The 20,184-nt window shown below is 74.0% G+C and carries 16 protein-coding genes, 1 pseudogene and 1 riboswitch; of the genes and pseudogenes, 2 read left to right on the top strand and 15 right to left on the bottom strand.

Annotated elements, in window-relative coordinates:
- Nucleotides 1-10 precede the first annotated feature (10 nt).
- The 15 genes and pseudogenes from ADK60_RS02085 to ribB all read right to left on the bottom strand — a co-directional run.
- Entirely contained in the window at nt 11-1,165 is a 1,155-nt protein-coding gene (locus ADK60_RS02085) for an iron-containing alcohol dehydrogenase (protein WP_053642681.1), read from the bottom strand.
- A 54-nt stretch (nt 1,166-1,219) separates the two neighbouring features.
- On the bottom strand, nt 1,220-2,407 hold the full coding sequence (pgk, locus tag ADK60_RS02080) for a phosphoglycerate kinase (protein ID WP_234370898.1): 1,188 nt from the start codon (nt 2,405-2,407) through the stop codon (nt 1,220-1,222).
- 5 nt (nt 2,408-2,412) lie between these two features.
- The gene (argC, locus tag ADK60_RS02075) at nt 2,413-3,504 is read right to left on the bottom strand and encodes an N-acetyl-gamma-glutamyl-phosphate reductase (RefSeq protein WP_234325837.1); all 1,092 of its coding nucleotides are present in this window, start codon (nt 3,502-3,504) and stop codon (nt 2,413-2,415) included.
- Nucleotides 3,501-4,502: a zinc-dependent alcohol dehydrogenase gene (locus ADK60_RS02070; RefSeq protein WP_053642694.1), complete on the bottom strand. Its 1,002-nt coding sequence runs from the start codon at nt 4,500-4,502 to the stop codon at nt 3,501-3,503. Before ADK60_RS02070 ends, argC begins: the two co-directional genes overlap by 4 nt.
- A 17-nt stretch (nt 4,503-4,519) precedes the next feature.
- The gene (locus ADK60_RS44410) at nt 4,520-7,075 is read right to left on the bottom strand and encodes an amino acid adenylation domain-containing protein (RefSeq protein WP_063783010.1); all 2,556 of its coding nucleotides are present in this window, start codon (nt 7,073-7,075) and stop codon (nt 4,520-4,522) included.
- Nucleotides 7,062-8,033, bottom strand: coding sequence for a phytanoyl-CoA dioxygenase family protein (locus ADK60_RS02060; protein ID WP_053642677.1), 972 nt, complete (start codon nt 8,031-8,033; stop codon nt 7,062-7,064). The genes ADK60_RS44410 and ADK60_RS02060 overlap by 14 nt, the downstream gene beginning before the upstream one ends.
- On the bottom strand, nt 8,030-9,334 hold the full coding sequence (locus ADK60_RS02055; protein ID WP_053642675.1) for a condensation domain-containing protein: 1,305 nt from the start codon (nt 9,332-9,334) through the stop codon (nt 8,030-8,032). The genes ADK60_RS02060 and ADK60_RS02055 overlap by 4 nt, the downstream gene beginning before the upstream one ends.
- Nucleotides 9,327-11,099 (bottom strand): thiamine pyrophosphate-binding protein, encoded by a 1,773-nt coding sequence (locus ADK60_RS02050; RefSeq protein WP_053642672.1) that lies wholly within the window; start codon nt 11,097-11,099, stop codon nt 9,327-9,329. The genes ADK60_RS02055 and ADK60_RS02050 overlap by 8 nt, the downstream gene beginning before the upstream one ends.
- Nucleotides 11,096-12,028 (bottom strand): transketolase family protein, encoded by a 933-nt coding sequence (locus tag ADK60_RS02045; protein ID WP_053642670.1) that lies wholly within the window; start codon nt 12,026-12,028, stop codon nt 11,096-11,098. Before ADK60_RS02045 ends, ADK60_RS02050 begins: the two co-directional genes overlap by 4 nt.
- Nucleotides 12,012-12,833: a transketolase gene (locus ADK60_RS02040; protein ID WP_053642668.1), complete on the bottom strand. Its 822-nt coding sequence runs from the start codon at nt 12,831-12,833 to the stop codon at nt 12,012-12,014. The genes ADK60_RS02045 and ADK60_RS02040 overlap by 17 nt, the downstream gene beginning before the upstream one ends.
- A 50-nt stretch (nt 12,834-12,883) precedes the next feature.
- Nucleotides 12,884-13,750, bottom strand: coding sequence for an isocitrate lyase/phosphoenolpyruvate mutase family protein (locus ADK60_RS02035; protein WP_030398374.1), 867 nt, complete (start codon nt 13,748-13,750; stop codon nt 12,884-12,886).
- A 9-nt stretch (nt 13,751-13,759) separates the two neighbouring features.
- A complete protein-coding gene (locus tag ADK60_RS02030) occupies nt 13,760-15,031 on the bottom strand; it encodes an MFS transporter (RefSeq protein WP_045938421.1) in 1,272 nt (423 codons plus the stop codon).
- 114 nt (nt 15,032-15,145) lie between these two features.
- Nucleotides 15,146-16,399 (bottom strand): ATP-grasp domain-containing protein, encoded by a 1,254-nt coding sequence (locus ADK60_RS02025; protein ID WP_063783009.1) that lies wholly within the window; start codon nt 16,397-16,399, stop codon nt 15,146-15,148.
- Nucleotides 16,400-16,402: 3 nt separating this feature from the next.
- Nucleotides 16,403-16,645 (bottom strand): phosphopantetheine-binding protein, encoded by a 243-nt coding sequence (locus tag ADK60_RS02020; protein WP_199839572.1) that lies wholly within the window; start codon nt 16,643-16,645, stop codon nt 16,403-16,405.
- Nucleotides 16,646-16,906: 261 nt separating this feature from the next.
- Nucleotides 16,907-17,578: pseudogene (ribB, locus tag ADK60_RS02015) on the bottom strand (3,4-dihydroxy-2-butanone-4-phosphate synthase); the annotation flags it as partial.
- 147 nt (nt 17,579-17,725) lie between these two features.
- Nucleotides 17,726-17,856: riboswitch (FMN riboswitch) on the bottom strand.
- 492 nt (nt 17,857-18,348) lie between these two features.
- Between ribB and ADK60_RS02010 the strand changes: the two are divergent.
- Both ADK60_RS02010 and ADK60_RS02005 read left to right on the top strand, forming a co-directional pair.
- Nucleotides 18,349-18,924: a ribonuclease FAU-1 family protein gene (locus ADK60_RS02010; protein WP_053642689.1), complete on the top strand. Its 576-nt coding sequence runs from the start codon at nt 18,349-18,351 to the stop codon at nt 18,922-18,924.
- A 159-nt stretch (nt 18,925-19,083) separates the two neighbouring features.
- The gene (locus ADK60_RS02005; protein ID WP_053642665.1) at nt 19,084-20,103 is read left to right on the top strand and encodes a zinc-dependent alcohol dehydrogenase; all 1,020 of its coding nucleotides are present in this window, start codon (nt 19,084-19,086) and stop codon (nt 20,101-20,103) included.
- Nucleotides 20,104-20,184: the final 81 nt, after the last annotated feature.

Here is a 20,184-nt window from a genome sequence, read left to right as displayed (position 1 = left end):
GGTCAGCGGGTCAGCGGGTGAGACTGGCGCGGTAGAGGGAGCGGACCAGCCCGGTGTCGACCTCGGGGTGCGGGTCGTTCTCCAGGTTGCCGCTGAGTCCGGCCACGAAGGTGTCGATGTCCCGCTCGGTGTAGCCCTGTTCGGTCAGCGAGGTGCCCAGGCCGGTGCTCGCGAGCAGCGCGTCCACAGCCGTCGCGGCGTCCCGGTGGCCCAGGGTGTCCCCGATGGCGTCGAAGGCCTCGTCCGCGAAGGGGCGGGCGCTGCGCAGCCAGGCGGGGTAGAGCAGGGCCAGACCTCGGCCGTGCGAGAGCGGGTTGCCGGCGACGGCGCCCATGGCCTGCTGGAGGCGGTGCGGCAGGCAGGTGCTGACGGTGGTGACGTTCACCCCGCCCAGCAGGGCGGCCAGGGCCATCGCCTCCCGGGCCTCGGGCGTGGCCGCGCCGCGGGCGAGCCCGGGCAGGTGGTCGCGGACCAGGGCGAGGGCCCGGTGGGAGTACGCCCGGCTGCGCGCGGTCGCGCGCTTGGCGACCGCCCCCTCGACCGCGTGGGCCAGGGCGTCGAAGCCGCTCTCCAGGGCGACGGCGGCGGGCAGCCGGTCGGTGAGGTCCGGGTCGACGAGGGCGATCCTGGGGGCCACGTCCTCGCCGCGGATGCCGGACTTGAAGCCCCGCACCACGTCGGTGACGATGGCGCCCTGGGTGACCTCCGAGCCGCTGCCGGCGGTGGTCGGGACGGCGACGACCGGCAGCGCGCCGGCGGAGCCGGGCAGGGTGCGGCCGATCAGCTCGCGCACGGTGTCGGCGTCGCCGGCCACCGCGACGGCCTTCGCCGCGTCGATGGCGCTGCCGCCGCCGAGGCCGACCACCAGGTCGCAGCCGCTCGCCCGGGCGAGCGCGAGCGCCTCGTCGATCTCGTCCGAGCGGGGGTTGGCGCTGATCCGGTCGAAGACCGTGACGGCGAGGCCGGCGGCGGTGAGCGAGCCGAGCGCCCGGTCCAGGATGCCGGTCCGGCGCATCGCGGTCCGGCCGCAGACCAGCAGGGCGTGGCCGCCCAGCGGGGCGGCGAGCGGGCCGAGCCGGTCGAGCACGCCGCGGCCGAGGACCACCCGGGTGGGGACGGGCAGGTCGTCCAGGTCGACGGTGCCGGGGTGCGGGTCAGTGGTCATCGTGGGCGGCTCCTCGCCGGGGCTGGTACGGGGTCGGGTCGGTGCTCAGGGTCGCTACCCGGTGGGGTCGGTACGGGCGGCGTTGGCGGCGTTGGCGGCGAGTGCCTCGAACACCGCGCAGGTGCCCTCGACCAGGTACTGCAGGGCCGATCCCCCGCCGGTGGAACGCGGCCCGTCCCAGGGCAGTTCGGCCACCGTGTCGCCGCCCAGCAGCAGCGTGCCGCCGGGGGCGTGCGCCCGGGCGGCGAGGACGGCCGCCGCCGCGTGCCGGTTGCCCTCGGCGTGGCGGCCGGGGGTGCCGGCGACCAGGACCCGGCCGGCGCGGCGGAGCAGCTCGATCGCGCCCGGCTGGACCTCGAAGTCGACGATGGCGTGGTCGTCCGGCACGCCCCGGTCGAGCGGCAGGTGCCGGACGGTGCCGTCCGGGCCGGCCGCGACGACGACCCGCGGCAGGTGGATGCCCGCCCCGCCGGTGCGGGCCAGGACCTCGCGCGCCGCCCGGGCGCAGCCCTCGGGGTCGCTGCCCAGCTCGGAGCGGCCGATCCGGTGGCCGGTGACCGCGAGCAGGGTGTTGAGCACGACGCCGCCCGGGATCACCAGGTGGTGGGTGCGGGTGAGGCCGCGCAGGCCGATCAGGGTCTTCTCCGGTTTGACGCCGCCGAGCACCGCGACCGACGGGCCGTCACCGGCGCCCGCGCCGTCACCGGCCCCGGCCACCCAGGGGTCGAGGGCGCGGGCCTCCCCGACCAGGCCGGCCGCGGCCCAGCCGGGCAGGTGGTCGAGCAGGCCGGTGTTGGAGGCGTGCCGCCGGTGCGCCTTGGAGAAGCCGCCGATCGCCACCCGGTCGCCCAGACCGGCCAGGGTGCGGGCGAGTTCGGGGTCGCCGCGCTCCTCGCCCGGGTCGAGGCGGGTGTTGCCGAAGAGCGCGATCGCGCCGGGGCTCAGCTCCCGGGCCCAGGCCCGGGCGCGGGCCGTGCTGTTCTCCGGCAGGTAGCGCACCGGGCGGCCGAGCCGCCGGGAGAGGTAGTCGGCGAGGTAGTCCAGGTGGCGGGCGCTGCCGTCCTTGGCGCTGCCCTGGTGGCTGAGCAGGGCGATCCGCGCGCCGGCGTCCGACAGCCGGGCGAGGTCGGCCAGTTCGACGTCGATCCGGCCGGTGTCGGCGAGCGCGGGACCGGCGTTGAACCCGGCCGAGTAGATCCAGCGCTCGCCGGGCGCCGGGGTGTGGTCGGCGAGCAGCCGCATCGTGGTCACAGGCCGTAGTGCCCGAGGCCGGCGCGCTCGTCGAGGCCGAACATCAGGTTCATGTTCTGGATCGCCGAGCCGGCCGCCCCCTTGACCAGGTTGTCGGTGACCGCGACGACCTTGGCGAAGCCGCGCACCGGGTCGTAGTCCACCCCGATGTGGCAGAAGTTGGAACCGGCCACCGAGGTGAGGCTCGGGTAGACGCCGTACTCCTTGGCGTTGAGCTTGCCCTGCTTGGCGAAGGTGTTGACGCGCACGAAGTGCTCGCCGGCGTAGTGCTCGCGGTAGAGGTCGAGCAGGGCGGCGCGGTCGAGGCCGGCCCGGGCCTCCGCCCGGACCGCGACGCTGGCCTGGATGTAGATGCCGCGGACGAAGTTGCCGTGGGCGGTGGTCATGTCGACGCAGGGCTCGCGGCCGGCCAGCGGGGTGAGGTGGGTCTCCAGCTCGGGGGCGTGCCGGTGGCCCTCCAGGCTGTACGGCAGCATCGAGGCGAAGGCCTCGGCGTGCATGATCTCGGTGCGCGGCTTGTTGCCGGCGCCGGAGCTGCCGTTGACGGCGGCGAGGTGGATCGCGGTGTCCAGGTCGGCGAGCCCGGAGCGCAGCAGCGGGGCGAGGCCGAGCACGGTGGTGATGGCGTAGCAGCCGGGGTTGGCCACCAGCCGGGCCCGGGCCACCCGGTCGCGGTACAGCTCGGTGACGCCGTAGACGGCCTCCGGCAGCAGCTGCGGGCTGGCGTGCTCCTCGCCGTAGACCTCGCGGTAGCGGTCGGCGTCGGGGAACCGGAAGTCGGCGCTGACGTCGATCACCTTGACGCCGCGCTCCAGGAAGTAGGGCGCGGAGCGCATCGCCTCGCCCGAGGGGGTGCAGAAGAACACCACGTCGAGTTCGCCGGCCCGCTCGCGCAGTTGCTCGACGGTGGTGAAGGCGAGTCCGCTGCCGAGCAGGTTGGGGTGGACCCGTTCGAGGTCCTCGCCGCCGCGGGCGGTGGGCAGGACGGTGGCGACGCCGGGGTGGTTCAGCAGCAGGCGGCAGAGTTCGCCGCCCGCGTGCCCGGTGCCGCCGACGATGCCGATGGTGAGCGTCATACGTGTCCTCACGGGGTGATGATGATCTTTCCGGTGGCCGGTTCGCCGGCCGCCATCAGCGCCAGTGCGGCGCCTGCCTCGGCCAGGCCGAAGCGGTGGGTGACCATGGGTCGCGGGTCGATGCTGCCCTCGGCCAGCCAGCCGATGACGGCGTGGAAGTCCTCGGCGGTGGACAGCGAGGAGCCGATCACCCGGACCTCCTTGCCGACCAGGGCGTTGACGGCGACGGCGGGCGGGCGGTCGAAGAAGCTGACCACGACCACGGTGCCGCCGGGCCGCACCGCCCGGACCGCCTCGTCCACCGCGCCCGGGTGGCCGGCGGCCACGAGCACCACGTCGGCCTCCGGTGCGGCCGGGCCCGGAGCGTTCTCGCCGGCCAGCACGTCGAGGTAGCCGTCGGCGCCGAGGGCCTCGGCGCGGCGGCCCTTGTCCGGGCCGAGGTCGGAGCAGACGACGGCGCCGAAGCCGAGCCGTTTGGCGGCGACCAGGCAGCCGAGGCCGATGTTGCCCGCGCCGATGATCCGCACGGCCCGCCCGTCCGCCGGACCGGCCAGGGCGACGGCGTGGTGGGCGATCGACAGCGGCTCGACCAGCGCCCCGAGTTCCGGATCGGTGCCGGCGGGCAGGCGGTACGTCATGGCGGGCCGCAGCGTCACGTACTGCGCGAAGGAGCCGTCCCAGCCGAGGTGGCACAGGTTGGCCTTGGCGGCGCACAGGTTGGTGCGCCCCCGCGCGCACATCGGGCAGTCGCCGCAGTGCGCGTAAGCGGCGGCGCACACCAGCTCGCCCTCCGCGAACCCGTCGGCCGGGGTGACGACGGTGCCGCACAGTTCGTGGCCGAGCACGGTCGGCGCGGTCTTGTACGGATGGGCGCCGCGGTAGGTGGCCAGGTCGGAGCCGCAGATGCCGGTGGCGAGCACCCGGACCAGCAGCTCGCCGGGGGCGACCGGCGGCAGCGGGGTGCGCCGGTGCTCGATCCGGCCGTAGTCGGCCAGAACCGCGCTCTCCATGGTGTCATGACGGGTCGTCAGCACTGGTTGGGCACCTCCTGGCCGGCCAGGGCGGCGGCCACCGAGTCGACCAGGATGCGGCCGATCCGGACCTGCGAGTCCACCGACATCGCGCCGATGTGCGGGGTGATCACCACGTTGTCCAGTTCGTGGAGCCGGTTCGGGCAGCCCTCCTCGGCCACCACGTCGAGCCCGGCGCCGGCGATCCGGCCCTCGGCGAGCGCCTCGTACAGCGCGTCCTCGTCGACGACCAGGCCGCGGGAGACATTGACCAGCAGGGCGGTCGGCTTCATCGCGGCCAGCGCGGCGGCGTCGATCAGGTGGTGCGTCCGCTCGGTCAGCGGGACGGCCAGACAGACCACGTCGGCGGCCGGCAGCAGCGTCTTCAGCGGCGCCAACTCGTAGTCGAGCCGCTCCAGTTCGTGGCGGCGGTCGGCGTCGGGACGGGCCACGTCGACCAGTACCCGCATGCCGAGGGCGCGGCCGAGCGCCGCGATCCTGGAGCCGATCCGGCCGTAGCCGACCAGTCCCAGGGTCTTGCCGCCGAGTTCGACCCCGGAGAGCGCGGCCTTGTTCCAGATCCCGGACCGCACCTGGCGGTCCGCCAGCGCCAGGTGGCGCCCGACCGTGAGCATCAGCCCGAGGGCCAGCTCGGCGACCGCCGGGGCGGAGACGGCGGGGATGTTGAAGACCGTCGCACCGGCCGCCCTGGCCGCCGCGACATCGATGTTGTCGATCCCGGAACCCGCCCGGGCGATCACCTTGAGCCGGCCGGCCGCCGCGATGACGGGGGCGTCCAGGCGCACCCCGCTGCGCAGCACGATCACCTCCTGGTCGCGCACCAGCCGGAGCAGTTCGTCGACGGGCGGGCGCAGCGCCACGGTGACGTCGTACCGCCGGCGCAGCTCGTCCAGCGCCCCCGGGTCGATGGGGTCGAGCACCAGGACGCGGGTGCGCGGCGCCCCGGCCCGCGGCGCCAGCTCGGCCAGCGCCTTCCGGTCGAGCTTGCCGGAGGAGGTGAGCGGCAGCTCCTCCACCGGGTGGAACCGGTTGGGGACCAGCTGCGCGGGCATGGTGGCGCGGGCGTGCCGCCGCAGGGCGGCGACGTCCAGCGCCCCGGGCCCGGCCGGGACGACCAGCGCGGTCAGCAGTTCGTTGCCCGCGGCGTCCCGGACGACCAGCGCGGCCGCGTCGCGGACCTGCGGGGCGGCCCGCAGACCGGCCTCGACCTCGCCGAGTTCGACCCGGTGGCCGCGGAGCTTGACCTGCTGGTCGTTGCGGCCGAGGTAGGCGAGCCCGCCGTCGGGCAGCCGGCGGGCGAGGTCGCCGGTGCGGTACATCCGGCGGCCGTCGAGGGTGCGGAAGCGCTCGGCGGTGAGTTCGGGGCGGTTCAGGTAGCCGGTGGCGACCCCCGACCCGGCCACCCACATCTCGCCGGTCCCGCCGTCCGGGACCGACCGGAGGGCGTCGTCGCGCAGTTCGATCGCCAGATGGGGCAGCGGGCGGCCGATCGGCGAGGCGGTGCCGCCGGCCAGCAGCTCCGGGGTGAGCACCAGGTGGGTGGCGTGCACGGTGATCTCGGTGATGCCGTACATGTTGACCATGACGGGCGCCGGACCGGGTGCGGCGGCCGCGGCGGCGAGGAAGCCGCGCACCACGTCGAGGTCGACGCTCTCGCCGCCGAAGACCACGTACCGCAGCGCGGTCGCCGGGGCGCCCGAGTCGGTGTACTCCCGGGCCAGGTGACGGAAGGCGGACGGGACCTGGTTGAGCACCGTGATCCGCTCGTCCGCCAGCAGCCGCAGGAAGTCCTCCGGGGCCTGCGCCGTGGCGGCGGGCACCGGGACGGCGGTCGCGCCGGTCGCCCAGGCACCCCACAGCTCCCAGACCGAGAAGTCGAAGGAGGCGGAGTGGAAGAGGGTCCAGCGGTCCTCGGTGCCGAGCTCGAACAGCGGCAGGGTGGCCCGCAGCAGTTCCAGGACGTTGCCGTGGGTGACCACGCAGCCCTTGGGCACGCCGGTGGAGCCGGAGGTGTAGATCACGTACGCCGGGTCGTCCGGGCCGGGTTCGGCCCCGGCCGGCCCGGCGGCAGTCCCCGCGACCGGCGCGGCGGGCTCCGCCGCGGCGGCCTCGGGGTCGATCACGGGCAGCGCGTCCAGCCCGCAGGCCGCGGCCCGGTCGGGGTCGCCGACCAGGGCCGCGAGGCCGGCGTCCGCAGCCATGAACCGGAGCCGGTCGGCCGGGTACGACGGGTCGAGCGGCACGTACGCCGCGCCGGACCTCAGGATGCCGAGGATCCAGGCGGGCGCCCGGTGCGAGCGCTCCAGGAGCACGCCCACCAGGTCGCCGCGGCCCAGGCCGGCGGCGGTCAGCCGGGCGGCGAGGGCCCCGGCCCGCCGGTCGAGCTCGGCGTAGCCGAGCTCCTCGCCGCCGCCGGCCACCGCGGCCGCGTCGCCGCGCACGGCGGCGACGCGGGCGAACAGCTCCGGCAGCGACCGGGCGCGGGCCGGCAGGCCGGACAGGCCGGGCTGCTCGGAGCGGTCAGCGGGGTCAGCGGGGTCAGAAAGCTGCATGGTTGCCACCGACCGCCATCACGTCACCCTGGCCGACCGGCTTGTAGTAGTCGGTGGGGTGGACCTGGTCGCCGAAGTCGCCGAACATCCGGCGCAGGCGCGGCGACATCCGGTCCAGCACCTCGGCCGGCTGCTGGAGGTAGTCGTGCGGGCGGTGCCACAGGTGCCCGTAGCGCAGGATGAAGGTCTTGCGCTCCTGGACCTTGTTGGGCGCCACGGCGTGCCACAGCGAGTACGGGAAGATCAGCACGTCGCCCGGCGCGGCCTTGACCTCCAGGGCGTCGTCGGGCAGCACCCCCTGGCGCAGCGGCTCGTCGAGCTCCTCGATGTAGCAGAGCGCCGTCCGGTCGGTCGGCACCTTGCGGTGGCTGCCGGGGACGAGCAGGAAGTTGCCGCTGTCGGACTCCGTGGTGTCGGTGAAGAACACCTGCGCCTTGACCTGCAGGCTCGGGCTGCCGTGGACGAGCCGCAGCTGCTGCAGGTACTCGCCGCCGTCGGTGTGCCAGTACTCCAGCGCCTCGTCCTGGAGCGAGCGGACGAAGATCTCGGTGCCGAGCAGCTGGACGCTGCCGGCGAGCAGCGACATCAGCGGGCCGACCAGCTTCGGGTGGTCGAGGAAGTAGTCCATGCCGGCGGTGCGGGCCACCGCGTCGCGCACCCGGACGGTGTGGGCGCGGTCGGTGAAGCTGGCGTGGTTCCCGATGGTCCGCGCGCCGTCGGCGACCACCTCGTCGATGACGGCGAGGCCGCGCTCCACCTCCTCGGGGTTGAACAGGCCCTTGAGGTGGAGGTAGCCGTTCTGCTCGTAGCTCTCGAACTGCTCGTCGGTGAGCGGCGTCCAGTCGCGTTCGACGGCGGTCTCGACGGTCGACTCGCGGATGGTCGCGATGTGCATGCCGGTGTCGTCCATGGTGTTCTCCTTCGTCGACGGGTTGGTGCGCGCGGGCACGCCGGTCACGGGCGCAGCTCCTCGGCCCACCGGTACAGCCGGGCCTCCACGGCGTCCCACAGGGCCAGCACGTCGGGGGCGGTGTACCAGTCGGTCTTGAACATGACGTTCACGGTGACGCCGTCCTCGTCCTCGTCCCAGAAGGTCGCGATCGCGGCGTCGTGCCAGCCGTTGGAGATCCGCAGCGGCGCGGTCCGCACGCCGGGGATCTCGATCTCGCCGACGCTGCGGCGCATGCCGAGCGGCCGGGCGTTGAAGGTGACGTACGGGACGGTGGCCTGCCGGCCGAGCGCCCGCGGGTCCATCAGGTCGATCAGGGCGGGCCACGGCAGGTCGCTGTCGTCCAGGGTGACCAGGATCCGCTCGCGGAAGTGCCGCAGGTACTCCACCGGGTCGGGGTGCCGGCCGGGCTCGCTGGCCAGCACCGTCTTGCTGGCGAACCAGCCCACGGTGTGGGTGAGTCCGGGCAGCTCCCGGTTGGCGGTGGACAGCGTGGTGGCGACCATCGGGCGGCCCGAGCGCTCGTACAGCGCCCGGTGGAGCGCGGCGTGCATGAGGTTCAGGCCGGTCATCCGCAGCGGGCGGGCCACCGCGGCGAGGTCGCGGCAGAGCCCGCCCGGCAGGCGGCGGACGAAGTCCTCGTTCTCCTCGTACCGGATGCCGGTCGCGCCGCTGAACCCCTCGACCGGCATGGCCGGAATCGCGCCGATGCCGTCCAGCCGGGCGGCCAGCCGGGCGAGCCCGGCGCGCCCGGCCGGCGAGTCCACGGCGAGGTTCTGCCGGCGGACGAACTCCTGGAAGGGCAGCTCGACCGGCGGCAACGGCGGCACCTCCGCGCCCACCTCCTGGCCGTAGAGCACCGCGAGGTCCCGGATCAGGGCGTTCAGCGACCAGCCGTCGCTCACCATGTGCTCGGTGACGAGCGCGAAGTAGGTCTCCTGCGGCGAGCGCGGGAGCACCACCAGCCGGGCGACCGGCCCGTTCACCAGGTCGAAGGGCTCGATCACGGCCTCGCGGACCGCGGCCCGGTCGGCCTCCTCGTCCGCCCCGGCGGGCAGCCGCCGGACGTCCTGCGGCTCGGCGGCGCCGACGTGCCACAGCGCCCGGTCGGTGTCGAAGCCGCTGAGCAGGGCCGGGTGCCGGCGCTGCACGGCGTGCCAGGCGCGGTTCAGCGCGGCCGTGTCGAGCGTGCCGTGCAGGACCAGCGGCAGGGTGCTGTGGTGCGGGTTGAACACGCCCCGCTCGGCGTCCTCCCGGGTCTGGCCGAGCCGGTGCCGGTGGTTCCAGGAGGCCCGCAGGGTCTCACGCATGGTTCAGCTCCCGCTCCCGGACCAGGTCCGTGAGGGCCGGGAGCTCGTCCGGCCCGCCGGTCCGGACCATCGAGGCGCCGTCGTGGGCCCGGCGCCCGCCGTCGGCCCGCAGCGGACGCAGCAGCAGCTGCGCCGGGTCGCAGATCACCTCGACCAGCGCCGGCCCGTCCTCGGCCAGCACGGTGGCGATGTCGGCGTCCAGCGTGCCGGTGTGCCGCAGCGTGCGGTACGGCAGCCGGAACGCGGTGGCGACGGCGGAGAAGTCGAGGGTCTCGGGCTCCTCCAGCTCCGGTCCGCCGACCAGCGCGGCCTGCGACTCGCGGATCGAGGCGTAGCCGCCGTTGTTCAGCACGAACACCTTGATGCCCAGCCCGTACTGGCTGATGGTGGCGAGCTCCTGGATGTTGAGCTCGATCGCGCCGTCACCGACGATCACCAGCACCTGGGCGTCCGGCCGGGCGAAGGCCGCGCCGACCGCCATCGGCACGGCCGCACCCATGTTGAGGAAGGCGGCCGAGGTGATCTCCCGCTGGGAGGCGGTGAACTCCAGGGTCTGGCCGGTGACGTAGTAGGCGCTGCCGGTGTCGACCACGAAGACGTGGCCGGGGCCGGTCTGCGCCTCCAGCCGGTCGACGAACCGGTAGGAGTTGATCGGGCCGTCCGGCCGCTGCTCACCGACGGTGGGATGGGCGGCCTTGAGCGCGGCGCACTCGGCGAGCCAGGCCTCGTGGGCGGGGGCGACGGGTTCGGCCGCCTCCTCCTGGAGCGCCTCGACCAGTCGGCCGACGTCCATACAGACCGGGAAGTCCACCCGGACGCCCTTCTTGGTCAGCTGCGACGGGTCGATGTCGACCGCGACCACGGTGGCGTCCGGGTCGAAGGCGTCCGCGTCCTCGCCGACGAAGGCGGTGGACAGGCTGGAGCCGAGCGAGATCACCAGGTCCGAGCGGCCCATGATCAGCCCCGGGTAGAGCCGGCCGCGGATGCCGCCCTGACCGAAGCAGAACTCCGAGTCGTACGGCAGCAGGTCGGTGCCCAGCCGGGAGGTGACCACGGGGATCCGCAGCTTCTCCACCACGTCCCGGAAGGCCTGCACGGCGTCGGCCTGCCGGACGCCCTGGCCGGCGACGATCAGCGGGCGCTCGGCGGAGCGCAGCATGGTCATCAGCTGCCGGGCGGTCTGCCGGGCGCCGGAGCCGCGCGGTTCGGCGGCGGGCGGCTCGGCCCCCGCCAGGGCGGCCGGGTCGACCTGCGCGGCCTGGACGTCCAGCGGGATGTCCAGCCAGACCGGGCCGGGGCGGCCCTCCAGGGCGTGCCGGACGGCCTCGTCCAGGTGGCGGCGGATGTCGCCGGGGCGCTCCACCACCGCGGAGTACTTGGTCATGCTGCGGGCGCTGTGCACCACGCCGAAGCCCTGGACGCCGAAGGAGCGCACGCCCTCCTCCATGTGCCGGGTCTCGACCTGGCCGGAGACCACCAGCACGGGCACGCCGTCGGCGTACGCGTCGACCAGTCCGGCCAGCGCGTTGACGGCACCCGGGCCGCTGGTCACCAGCGCCACCCCGAGCTCCCCGGTCAGCTTGGCCGCGCCGGTGGCCATCAGCGCCGCCGCGGTCTCGTGCCGGGCGCAGATGGTCACCAGGCCGGGCTGCTGGCTGAAGGCCTGGTCGAGGTGGATGGAGCCGGTGCCGGAGAGGCTGTAACAGGTGTGCACGCCCAGCGCGTGCAGGTAGGCGGCCGTGTAGTCGGCCACACTGACGGTCATGCCAGCCACTGCGCCACCCGCTTCGCCACGCCCTGCGCGGTCAGGCCGAAGTGCTCGTACAGGAACTCGGCCGGGCCGATCGGCGCGTACTCGTTCGGCACGCCGAGCTGCAGCACGGGCACCGGGTGGGTGCGGACGACGGTCTCGGCGACCGCCCCGCCGAGGCCGCCGTTGAGCACGTGGTCCTCCGCGACGACCAGGCGTCCGCTGTGGCGCGCGGCCCGTCCGATCGCCTCCGCGTCGATCGGCTGGACCGAGCCCAGGTGGAGCACGCCGGCCCGGACGCCGTCGGCCGCGAGCAGGTCCGCGGCCTCCACCAGGCGGGTGGTGAGCAGGCCGGTGCCGACCAGGGTGACGTCCTCGCCCTCGCGCAGCTGCACCGAGCCGCCGTAGGAGAAGGTGTGGTCGGCCGGGAACAGCTCCGGCGTGTCGAGCTTGCTGACGATCCGGATGTAGACCGGGCCGTCGTGGGTCATCGCCTCGCGCAGGGCGGCCACGGTGTCGTTCGGGGTGGCCGGCGCCAGGACGGTCATCCGCGGGATCGACCGCATCCAGGCGAGGTCCTCGACGGCGTGGTGGGTGCCGCCGAGCGCGCCGTAGGCGAGGCCGCTGACGAAGCCGCAGAACACCACGTTGGCGTTGGTGTAGGCGGCGTTCTTGATCTGCTCCAGCGCCCGGGCGGTCAGGAAGCAGGAGGCCGAGTAGACGAACGGGCGCAGGCCCGCGTTGGCCAGGCCGATCGACACGCCGACCAGGTTCTGCTCGGCGATGCCGACGTCCACGAAGCGGTCGGGCAGCTCGGACTGGAAGCCGAGCGCCGAGTGGGTCTCGGCCGAGTCGTTGTTGACGATGCAGATCCGCTCGTCGGTGCGCGCCAGTTCGAGCAGGGCCGCCGAGAAGGCGGCGGCGCAGTCAGTCGTCGGTGCCATGCTCAAGCTCCCGGAGTGCCTGGTCGAGAAGGTCGGGGGTCAGTCGGCGGCTGTGCCATTCGAGGTTGCGCTCCATGAAGGAGACGCCCTTGCCCTTGACCGTGGAGGCGATCAGACAGGTCGGCCGGCCCGGCTCCAGCGGCGCGGCGCCGAGGACGCTCAGCAGTTCCTCGACGTCGTGGCCGTCGACGGTGCGCACGGCCCAGCCGAAGGAGCGCCACTTCTCGTCCAGCGGCTCCAGGGCGTTGATGTCCTCGGTGCTGGCGCCCTTCTGGGCGAGGTTGCGGTCGACGATCACGACCAGGTTCTCCAGCCCCCGCGAGGCCGCCAGCATCGCGGCCTCCCAGTTGCTGCCCTCCTGGAGCTCGCCGTCGCCGGTGAGCACGAAGGTCCGGCGGCCGGAGCCCTGGACCCGGGCGGCGAGGGCCGCGCCGACGCCGAGCGAGAGGCCGTGGCCGAGCGAGCCGGTGTTGAACTCGATGCCCGGCACCCGGGTGGAGACCACCGTGCTCAGCCGCGAGTCGGCCGCGCCGTAGGTCGCGAGCTCCTCCTCGGGCAGGATGCCCCGGAGCGCGAGCACGCTGTACATGGCGGCCGAGGCGTGGGCCTTGCTGAGGATGAAGCGGTCCCGGTCCGGGTCGTCCGGGCCGCCGCGCAGCACGCCGAAGTGGAGCGCGCAGAGGATGTCCATGGCGGAGAGGTCCGCCCCGATGTGGCCGGTCCCGGCGGTGCTGACCGTGGTCAGCGCGAGTGCTCGGGCCCGTGCCGCCCGACGGCGCACCAGCGCCACGTCTTGCGACGACAAGTCTTGATCCTTTCGGTGGGTCGGGGTGGTGGGCGAGGTCGTTCCGGCCGTCAGGCCGTGAACTCCTGCCACTGGTCCAGGCGCTGGAGCGCGAAGACGTCCTTGACCCCGGCGATGCTGTCCTCCAGGTGGGCCGAGTGCCCGGTCTCGTAGATCGAGCCGAGGGCGGACCGCAGGGAGGTGATGGTGGCGCGCAGGCCCTGGTTGGCGTAGATGACGGCGGAGACGCCGGCCGCGCGGGCCTCGTCGGCGTGCCAGTCGGGGTAGGTGGTGGGCACCACGACGACCGGCAGCCGGTCGTCCCACTGGTCGAGGAAGGAGAGCACCTCGTCCTTGGTGGCCTGCTTGGAGTGGACCAGGACGGCGTCGGCGCCGGCGTCGGCGTAGACCGCGCAGCGCTTGAGCGCCTCGTCGACGCCCAGCCCGCTGATCATCGCCTCGGTGCGGGCGATGACGAAGAAGTCCTCGCTGCGCTGGGACTTCTTGGCCGTCTCGATCTTGTGGGCGAAGGCGTTCACGTCGAGCAGGCTGTGGTCGGCCGCGGCGAAGCTGTTCATCTTCGGGAAGATCTTGTCCTCCATGCACACGGCGGTGATGCCGGCCTGCTCGTACTCGGCCACCATGTACGCCACGTTCATGCTGTTGCCGAAGCCGGTGTCGCAGTCGGCGACCACCGGGACGGAGAGCGCCTTCTGGATGTGCGCGGCCGCGTCCAGGTACTCGCTCATGCTGAGCAGACTGGCGTCGGGCAGGCAGCGGGCGGCGGAGATCTCGAAGCTGGAGGCCCAGACGGCCTGGAAGCCGACCTGCTCGGCGATGACGCCGCCGAGCGCCGAGTGCGCGCCGGCGATCCGGACGAGCGGGTGGTCCGCGAGGACACTGCGGAACGAGGGGTAGCTGTGGGGGGTGGGACTCACGTGGTGCTCCTACGACTGGGGTGATGGTTCATTTGACGGTTCGTCGGACACGCCGGCCGGCGGGGCGTCCCGGACGAAGGCCCACAGGGCGATCAGGCCGCAGACCACGAACACTCCGGCCAGCAGCAGCCAGCCCGCGGCGCCCATGCCGAGCGGGAGCATGACCACCAGCGCGGGCCCGAAGAACTGCTGGAGTCCCCGGCCGAGCCCGAACACGCCCTGGTACTCGCCCATCCGGCCCTCGGGCGGCAGGGTGAAGGACAGCCCCCAGCCGCCGGCGGACTGGGCGAGTTCGCCCAGGGTCATCAGGACCGTGCCGGCGAACAGCAGGACGACGGCCAGCGAGGTGTCGGCGGCGCCGGATCCGGCGAACAGGCAGCAGGCCAGCGCCATCAGCAGGCCCGCCCGCAGCAGCAGGCGGCCGGAGCCCGACACGGTGTCCGAGCCCTTGCCCGCGGCGACCTGGAGCAGCACCACCAGAACGGTGTTGACCACCGTCAGGGCCGCCACCAGGGCGCCCGGGGCGCTGGTGCGGTTGACGATCCACAGCGGCACGCCCACCGCGAGCACCGGCTGGAACAGCTCCAGGATCCCGGAGAGCGCGGTGGCCAGCAGGAACCGGCGGTCCCGGAAGGCCTCCCAGGAGCGCCCCGCGGTGGCCGGGACCACCTCGGGGCCGTCCGGCCGCAGGCCCAACGCCATGATGGCACACAGCAGTTGGAGCGCCACATTGACCGCGATCACCAGCAGGAAGGCGATCCGCGAATCCGTCGCCAGGGCGGCCCCGGCCAGACCGGCGCCGGCCGTGAAGCCGAGATTGAACAGGCTGCGCATCCTCGCCCGGACACCCGCGGAGCGGGCGGAGCCGAACAGGGCGTGGGTCAGAGCCGCGCGCAGCGGGCTGCCGACAGTCTCACACACCGCGATCGCGCAGGCCACGGCCGTGAACGCGGGCACGCCCTCGACGAAGGCGTAGCCGACGAACAGCACCGCGAGCAGACCGTAGCTGGCCGCCAGCGGCCGGCGCGCACCGAACCGGTCGGCGACCCGCCCGCCGGGGACGGTGGCGAGGAACCCGCACAGTCCGGCCGCCGACATGGCCACCGAGACGCTCTCGGCGGACAGCCCGACGGTCCTGGTGAAGAAGATGGCACTGGAGGTCAGGAAGAGGCCGGTGCCGAGCGACTGGGTGAGCGTGAGCACACCCATGCGGCGCTCGGCCCCGGGCGCCGGGACGAGTTCCTTCAGGAACCCGGCGGCGGCCGAGCCGATGGTAGGCATGAGTCATCCAGGGGGGTGGTTCACGGAGGTGGTCGCGCCGGGGTCGTGTCTTTCGGATCCCGGCGGTCCGATGCGGCGTCAAGGGTCCGCCGCGGCGCCCGCGGACGGCACGCCTCAGACGTGGTCGAGCAGGTCCCGGGCCGTGCGCGTCACGGGCCGGCCGTCGACGACGAACTCGTACGCCAGCAGGGCGACCGCCTGCTCCACCAGCGCGGTCATGCCCCGGTGGTCGGCGGCCGAGCCGCACAGCATGTCGAGCAGGGTGGTGCCGGTCCCGGCGGCCAGCTCGGTGCCGGGCCGTACCGAGAGCCGGTACGAGTCGACCCCGGGCAGTGCCCGGACGGCGGCCTGGCCGTCGACCCGGGTCAGCCGGCCGCCCGCGGTGGGGCCGGGGGTGTAGTACTGGAAGTGCACCCGCTCCGGGCGGGCCGGATTCAGCTCGACATCGCGCCCGAGCGCCAACTCGCCCGCCAGCGCGACGAGATCGAGCCCGAGGGAGCGTGCGGCCAGATCGGTCTGGTCGCCGCCGAGGCGGCCGTTGACCTCGATCAGCCGGGGGCCGGCGGCCGTCAGCTTGATCTCGGTGTGCACCAGACCGTGCGTGACCCCGAGCGCCCGGAGCGCCCGGTCGGCCAGCCCGACCACCTCGGCCTCCGGCCCGGGGGCCAGCTGCGAGGGCCAGAACTGCCCCGACTCCCGGAACGGCGGTGCCAGCGGCAGCTTGCCGGTCACGGCGAAGTGGCGGATCCCGCCGGGGGTGACGGCACTCTCCACCGACACGTAGTCCCCGAACGGCGCGCAGTCCGCGCCCCGCAGGAACTCCTCGACCACCAGGGCCGGTTCGGCGCGCAGGAACTCCTCGACCACGGCGGCGCCGTGCTCCGGATCCGTCACCAGGACGGTGTTGCGGCTCCCCTCCCCGCGGACCGGCTTGACCACGGCGGGCAGGCCCACCTCGGTCAGCGCGGCGTGCCAGCCTTCGGCGTCGGTGAGCAGCGCGCTGCGCACACTGTCCACCCCGGCCTCCCGCAGCCGCCGGCGCTGTGCCGCCTTGTCGGTCAACACCCGTACGGTCTCCGGGGTGTTGAACGGCAGGCCGAGCAGTCCGGCGAGCCGGGCGGTGTCGGCGAGCATCCGTTCGCTGAACGTCAGGATGCCCGCGGCCCCGTACTCGCGCAGCCGGGCGACGACCGCCTCGTCACCCTCGGCCAGCGTGACGACGCCCGCGCAGTTCTCCTCGAACAGCGGGCCGACCTGCCGGGCGTGGTCGGAGTCGGCCAGGGCGACCAGCACCGGAGCCGTTCGCCCCAGGGCGATCACCTCGCGCGGCGAGGCCGAGCCCTGGTCGTGGACGACGACGATGGCCATCGCTCAGGCGCGATCGAAGAGTCGGGGGTCCTCGACGGCCTCGGCGAGCTGTCGGAGGGTGCTGCGGCGCAGCACCGCCGACCGGGGCATGTCCAGACCGGACTCGATGGCCCGGGTGGAAATCGCGAGGGCCAGCAGGGAATCCCCGCCGAGGTCGAAGAAATCGGCGTCCAGGTCGTCGACCGGTGTACCGAGGACTTCTTCCCAAATATTTCTGAGTTTTTCCGTGGTGCTGATGTCGGACATACCAGGCCTCTCCCCATCGGCGTGCATCCGTGAATCGATTATTGGAGCAGGATTGCGGAACTGTCAATTCCGGGAAAACAGTCGGTGAACCGGAGCCGGTGCCGGAATTCCTGCGGGCAGGGCGAATCACGGCACCGCCCCGGAAATGGAATTCCCGGCGGAACCGCCCCCCCTGCGGCCGGTCTCCCGGCGGGATCAGCCGGCGACCGCCGCGACCGCCGTCCGCGCCGCCCCGGCCGGGACCGCCGCACCGGCCGCACCGTCCGCGGTGCGCAGGTACTCGATCAGGTCGGCGATGGAGATCAGCGCCAGGCCGTGCCGGCGGGCGAACTCGCGCAGCTCCGGCAGCCGGGCCATCGCGCCGTCGGCCATCGCGATCTCGCAGATGGCCGCCGCCGGACGCAGGCCGGCCAGACGGCACAGGTCCACCCCGGCCTCGGTGTGGCCGGGGCGCGCCGGCACGCCGCCGTCGACGGCCCGCAGCGGAAAGACGTGGCCCGGGCGCACCAGCTCGGCCGGGCGGGTGCCCGGCTCGGCCAGCAGGCGCAGGGTGAGCGCCCGGTCGGCCGCCGAGATGCCGGTGCTGATGCCGGCCGCGGCGTCGACCGAGACGGTGAAGGCGGTGCGGTGGTGCTCGGTGTTCTCGCGGACCATCTGGTCCAGTTCCAGCCGGTCCAGGTCCGCCCCGGTCATCGGGGCGCAGAGCAGTCCGCGGCATTCGGTCATGGCGAAGGCGACCAGCTCGGTGGTGGCCAGCTCGGCGGCAAAGAGGAGGTCGCCCTCGTTCTCACGGCTCTCGTCGTCGACGACGACGACCGCCCGGCCGGCCGCGATCTCCGCGACCGCGTACTCGACGGAGTCGAACGGCTGCTCGGTGTCACCGGCCGCGTACGAGCTCGCGTCGGCGGTGGTCGTGCCCGTGGTGTGGCCCATCGGAACTCTCCTCGCGCTCGGGGCGCGGACTTCCGGGGCTGATGGAGCCGGGCGTGCAGGGACGGCCTTCGACCGCATTCCGGCGGAAGCGGCCCGCGACCGACGGGCCGACGGGAAATCCCCCCGGCCATCGGAAAAACCTGCTCGCCGCGCACTTCCTCCCTTCCGGACTTTAACCGTCGGTCCAGGAATTTCACCTGGTCAACCGGCCGCTGGCGGCGGACGGGTCGCGGACTGTAACCGCCGGTTCGGAATTTCACCGACCCCGGAGTGCGCAAACGTCTTGAACAACGCTCGTCAACCTCGCACACTTGCCGCGATCTTGACAAGACGTCGGTGAACCGGTGGAGCCGTGGGCTGCATCACACCGTCCGTCGGGGGGTCGGCGCACCCGCCGTTCGGCGGGCATTGCCAATGCCCTCCGAGCGTGCCTAAGATCCGGACCGCCGATGCCTACCCATGAGTAGCGACCCCCGTTCGACCTGCGTCGAACCACGGGGGAAGGGGTCCGAGGGGCAGGCGTGCGGCACTCCGGCGGGGGCCGGAGTCTCGCTGCCCGCGTTCCGGGGGCGGCATTGCGAAACGGGGGCAAGACGTTCATGCACGATCCTTCGAGGGGTCCGAGGCGCTCCGCCGTGTCCGCCGGTGACGAATCCGGCCGAGGCACCGCCGGGCCCGCAACCGGCCTCGGCGCAGCCCTTCCCGCAGCCGGCCGCGCGGCCGAGTCCGACCCCACGGCCGACCCCGAACCACGCCTCGCAGCCGGACCGTTGACGCCCGGGCAGGTCGTCCTGCACCGGGAGATCCTCGACGGACGGGTCTGGCTGAGCTACCCCGTCCGGGTCGTCGCCCACGAACCCGACCTGCTCGCCGTGTACCTGGCCCACGACACCCGGCTCTCCTTCGGCGAGGGCGAGTTCAGCTGGGGCCCGCACGGCTGGAGCACCGTCGCCGACCGCTGGCGCAGCCCCGGCGTCCTGCAGCTGCAGCGCCCCGGCGAGGCCTACGCCGTCTGGGCCTTCCGCGACCCGGCGACCGACGAACTCTCCGGCTGGTACGTCAACTTCCAGGACCCGTACCGGATCACCGCCGAGGGTGTCGACACCCTCGACCACGAACTCGACCTCTGGCTCCCGGCCGACGGCGGCCCGTACCGCTGGAAGGACGTCGAGGCCTTCGAGGAGCGCGCCCGCAGCGGCGGCTTCACCCCCGAACAGGCCGCCGCCGTCCGCGCCGAGGCCGCCGGGCTCGCCGCCCGGATCGACCGCGGCGACACCTGGTGGGCCGAGCGCTGGACGCACTGGCGACCCGCCGCGCAGTGGACCGCTCCCCCTCCCCCGGCCTGAGCCGACCCCCCGCCGTCCGACGGTCCACCCGACCGCCCGGGCCCGTCGGGGCGCCACCCGTGCCCCGACAGCGCGACAGCGCGGCGCCACCGCACCGCGGCAGCCCCCACCGCTGCACCACAGCACCGCAGCACCACAGCACCACGAAAGGAACGACCGATGCGCATAGCCCTGGTGACCTCCCCCGGCTCCGTCGAGATCCGCGAGACCCCGCGCCCCGAGATCGGCGAGGACGACGTGCTCGTCCGGATCGCCGCCTGCGGCCTGTGCACCATGGAGGCCAAGCTCTACACCGGCGCCATGCCCGTCTACCCCGTGGCCGCCGGCCACGAGGTCTCCGGCCGCATCGAGCAGGTCGGTGCGCGCGCCGCCGCGCTGGAGGACGCCCCCGCCGTCGGCGATCTGGTCACCGTGGACCTGCTGACCCGCTGCGGCACCTGCCGCCACTGCCGCTCCGGCAACAGCGCCATCTGCGCGTCGCCGCAGGGCAGCCTGCTGCCGGACGGCAGCATCAGCATGGGCGCCGGGCTCGCCGAGTACGTCCGGGTGCCGGCCGCCCACGCCTGGCCGGTCGGCGACGCCGACCCGCTGCACGCCGCCATGGGCGAGCCGCTGGCCTGCGTCGTGCACTCGTTCCGGCGCGGCTCCTTCCAGCCCGGCGACCGGGTCGCGGTGATCGGCGGCGGCTTCATGGGCCGACTGCACCTGCTGCTCGCCCAGCACCACCAGGCCCGCTCGGTCACCGTGATCGAGACCGACGAGGCCCGCCGCAGCGCCGCCCTGCTGGCCGGCGCCGACCACGCCGTCACGCCCGAGGAGCTCGCCGAACTCCCCAAGGCCGACGTGGTGTTCGTCACCATCGCCTCCCGCGAGGCGATCGCCGCCGGCTTCCGCGCCGCGGCCGACGGCGCCCGGCTGGTCCTCTTCGGCGGCTCCCACGACACCCCCGACGCCGTCCTGCCCGGCTACGAGGTGCACCGCCGCCAGCTCACCGTCACCGGCTCCTACAGCCAGGAGCCCGCCGACTGGCGTGCCGCCGCCGCCCTGCTGCGCGGCGGAGCGCTCGCCGAAGGACTGGCCCCGCTGGTCACCTCGCGCCACGAACTGGCAGACACGGACAAGGCGTTGACCGAGAGCTCCGGTTCGCCGGTCTTCCGGGTCTTCGTCGAGCCCCGCTGACCCCCACCCCCACCCCCTCCTGACACCTCGTCGGGCGCCCTCCAGGCGTCGGACACCCACCCGCACCCGCACCACCAGGAG

Origin of the sequence: Streptomyces sp. XY431 (genome assembly GCF_001279805.1) — a bacterium.
GTDB lineage: Bacteria > Actinomycetota > Actinomycetes > Streptomycetales > Streptomycetaceae > Kitasatospora > Kitasatospora purpeofusca.
Note: the sequence above shows the minus strand (reverse complement) of the source record. Positions and strands in the feature narration are given on the sequence as shown.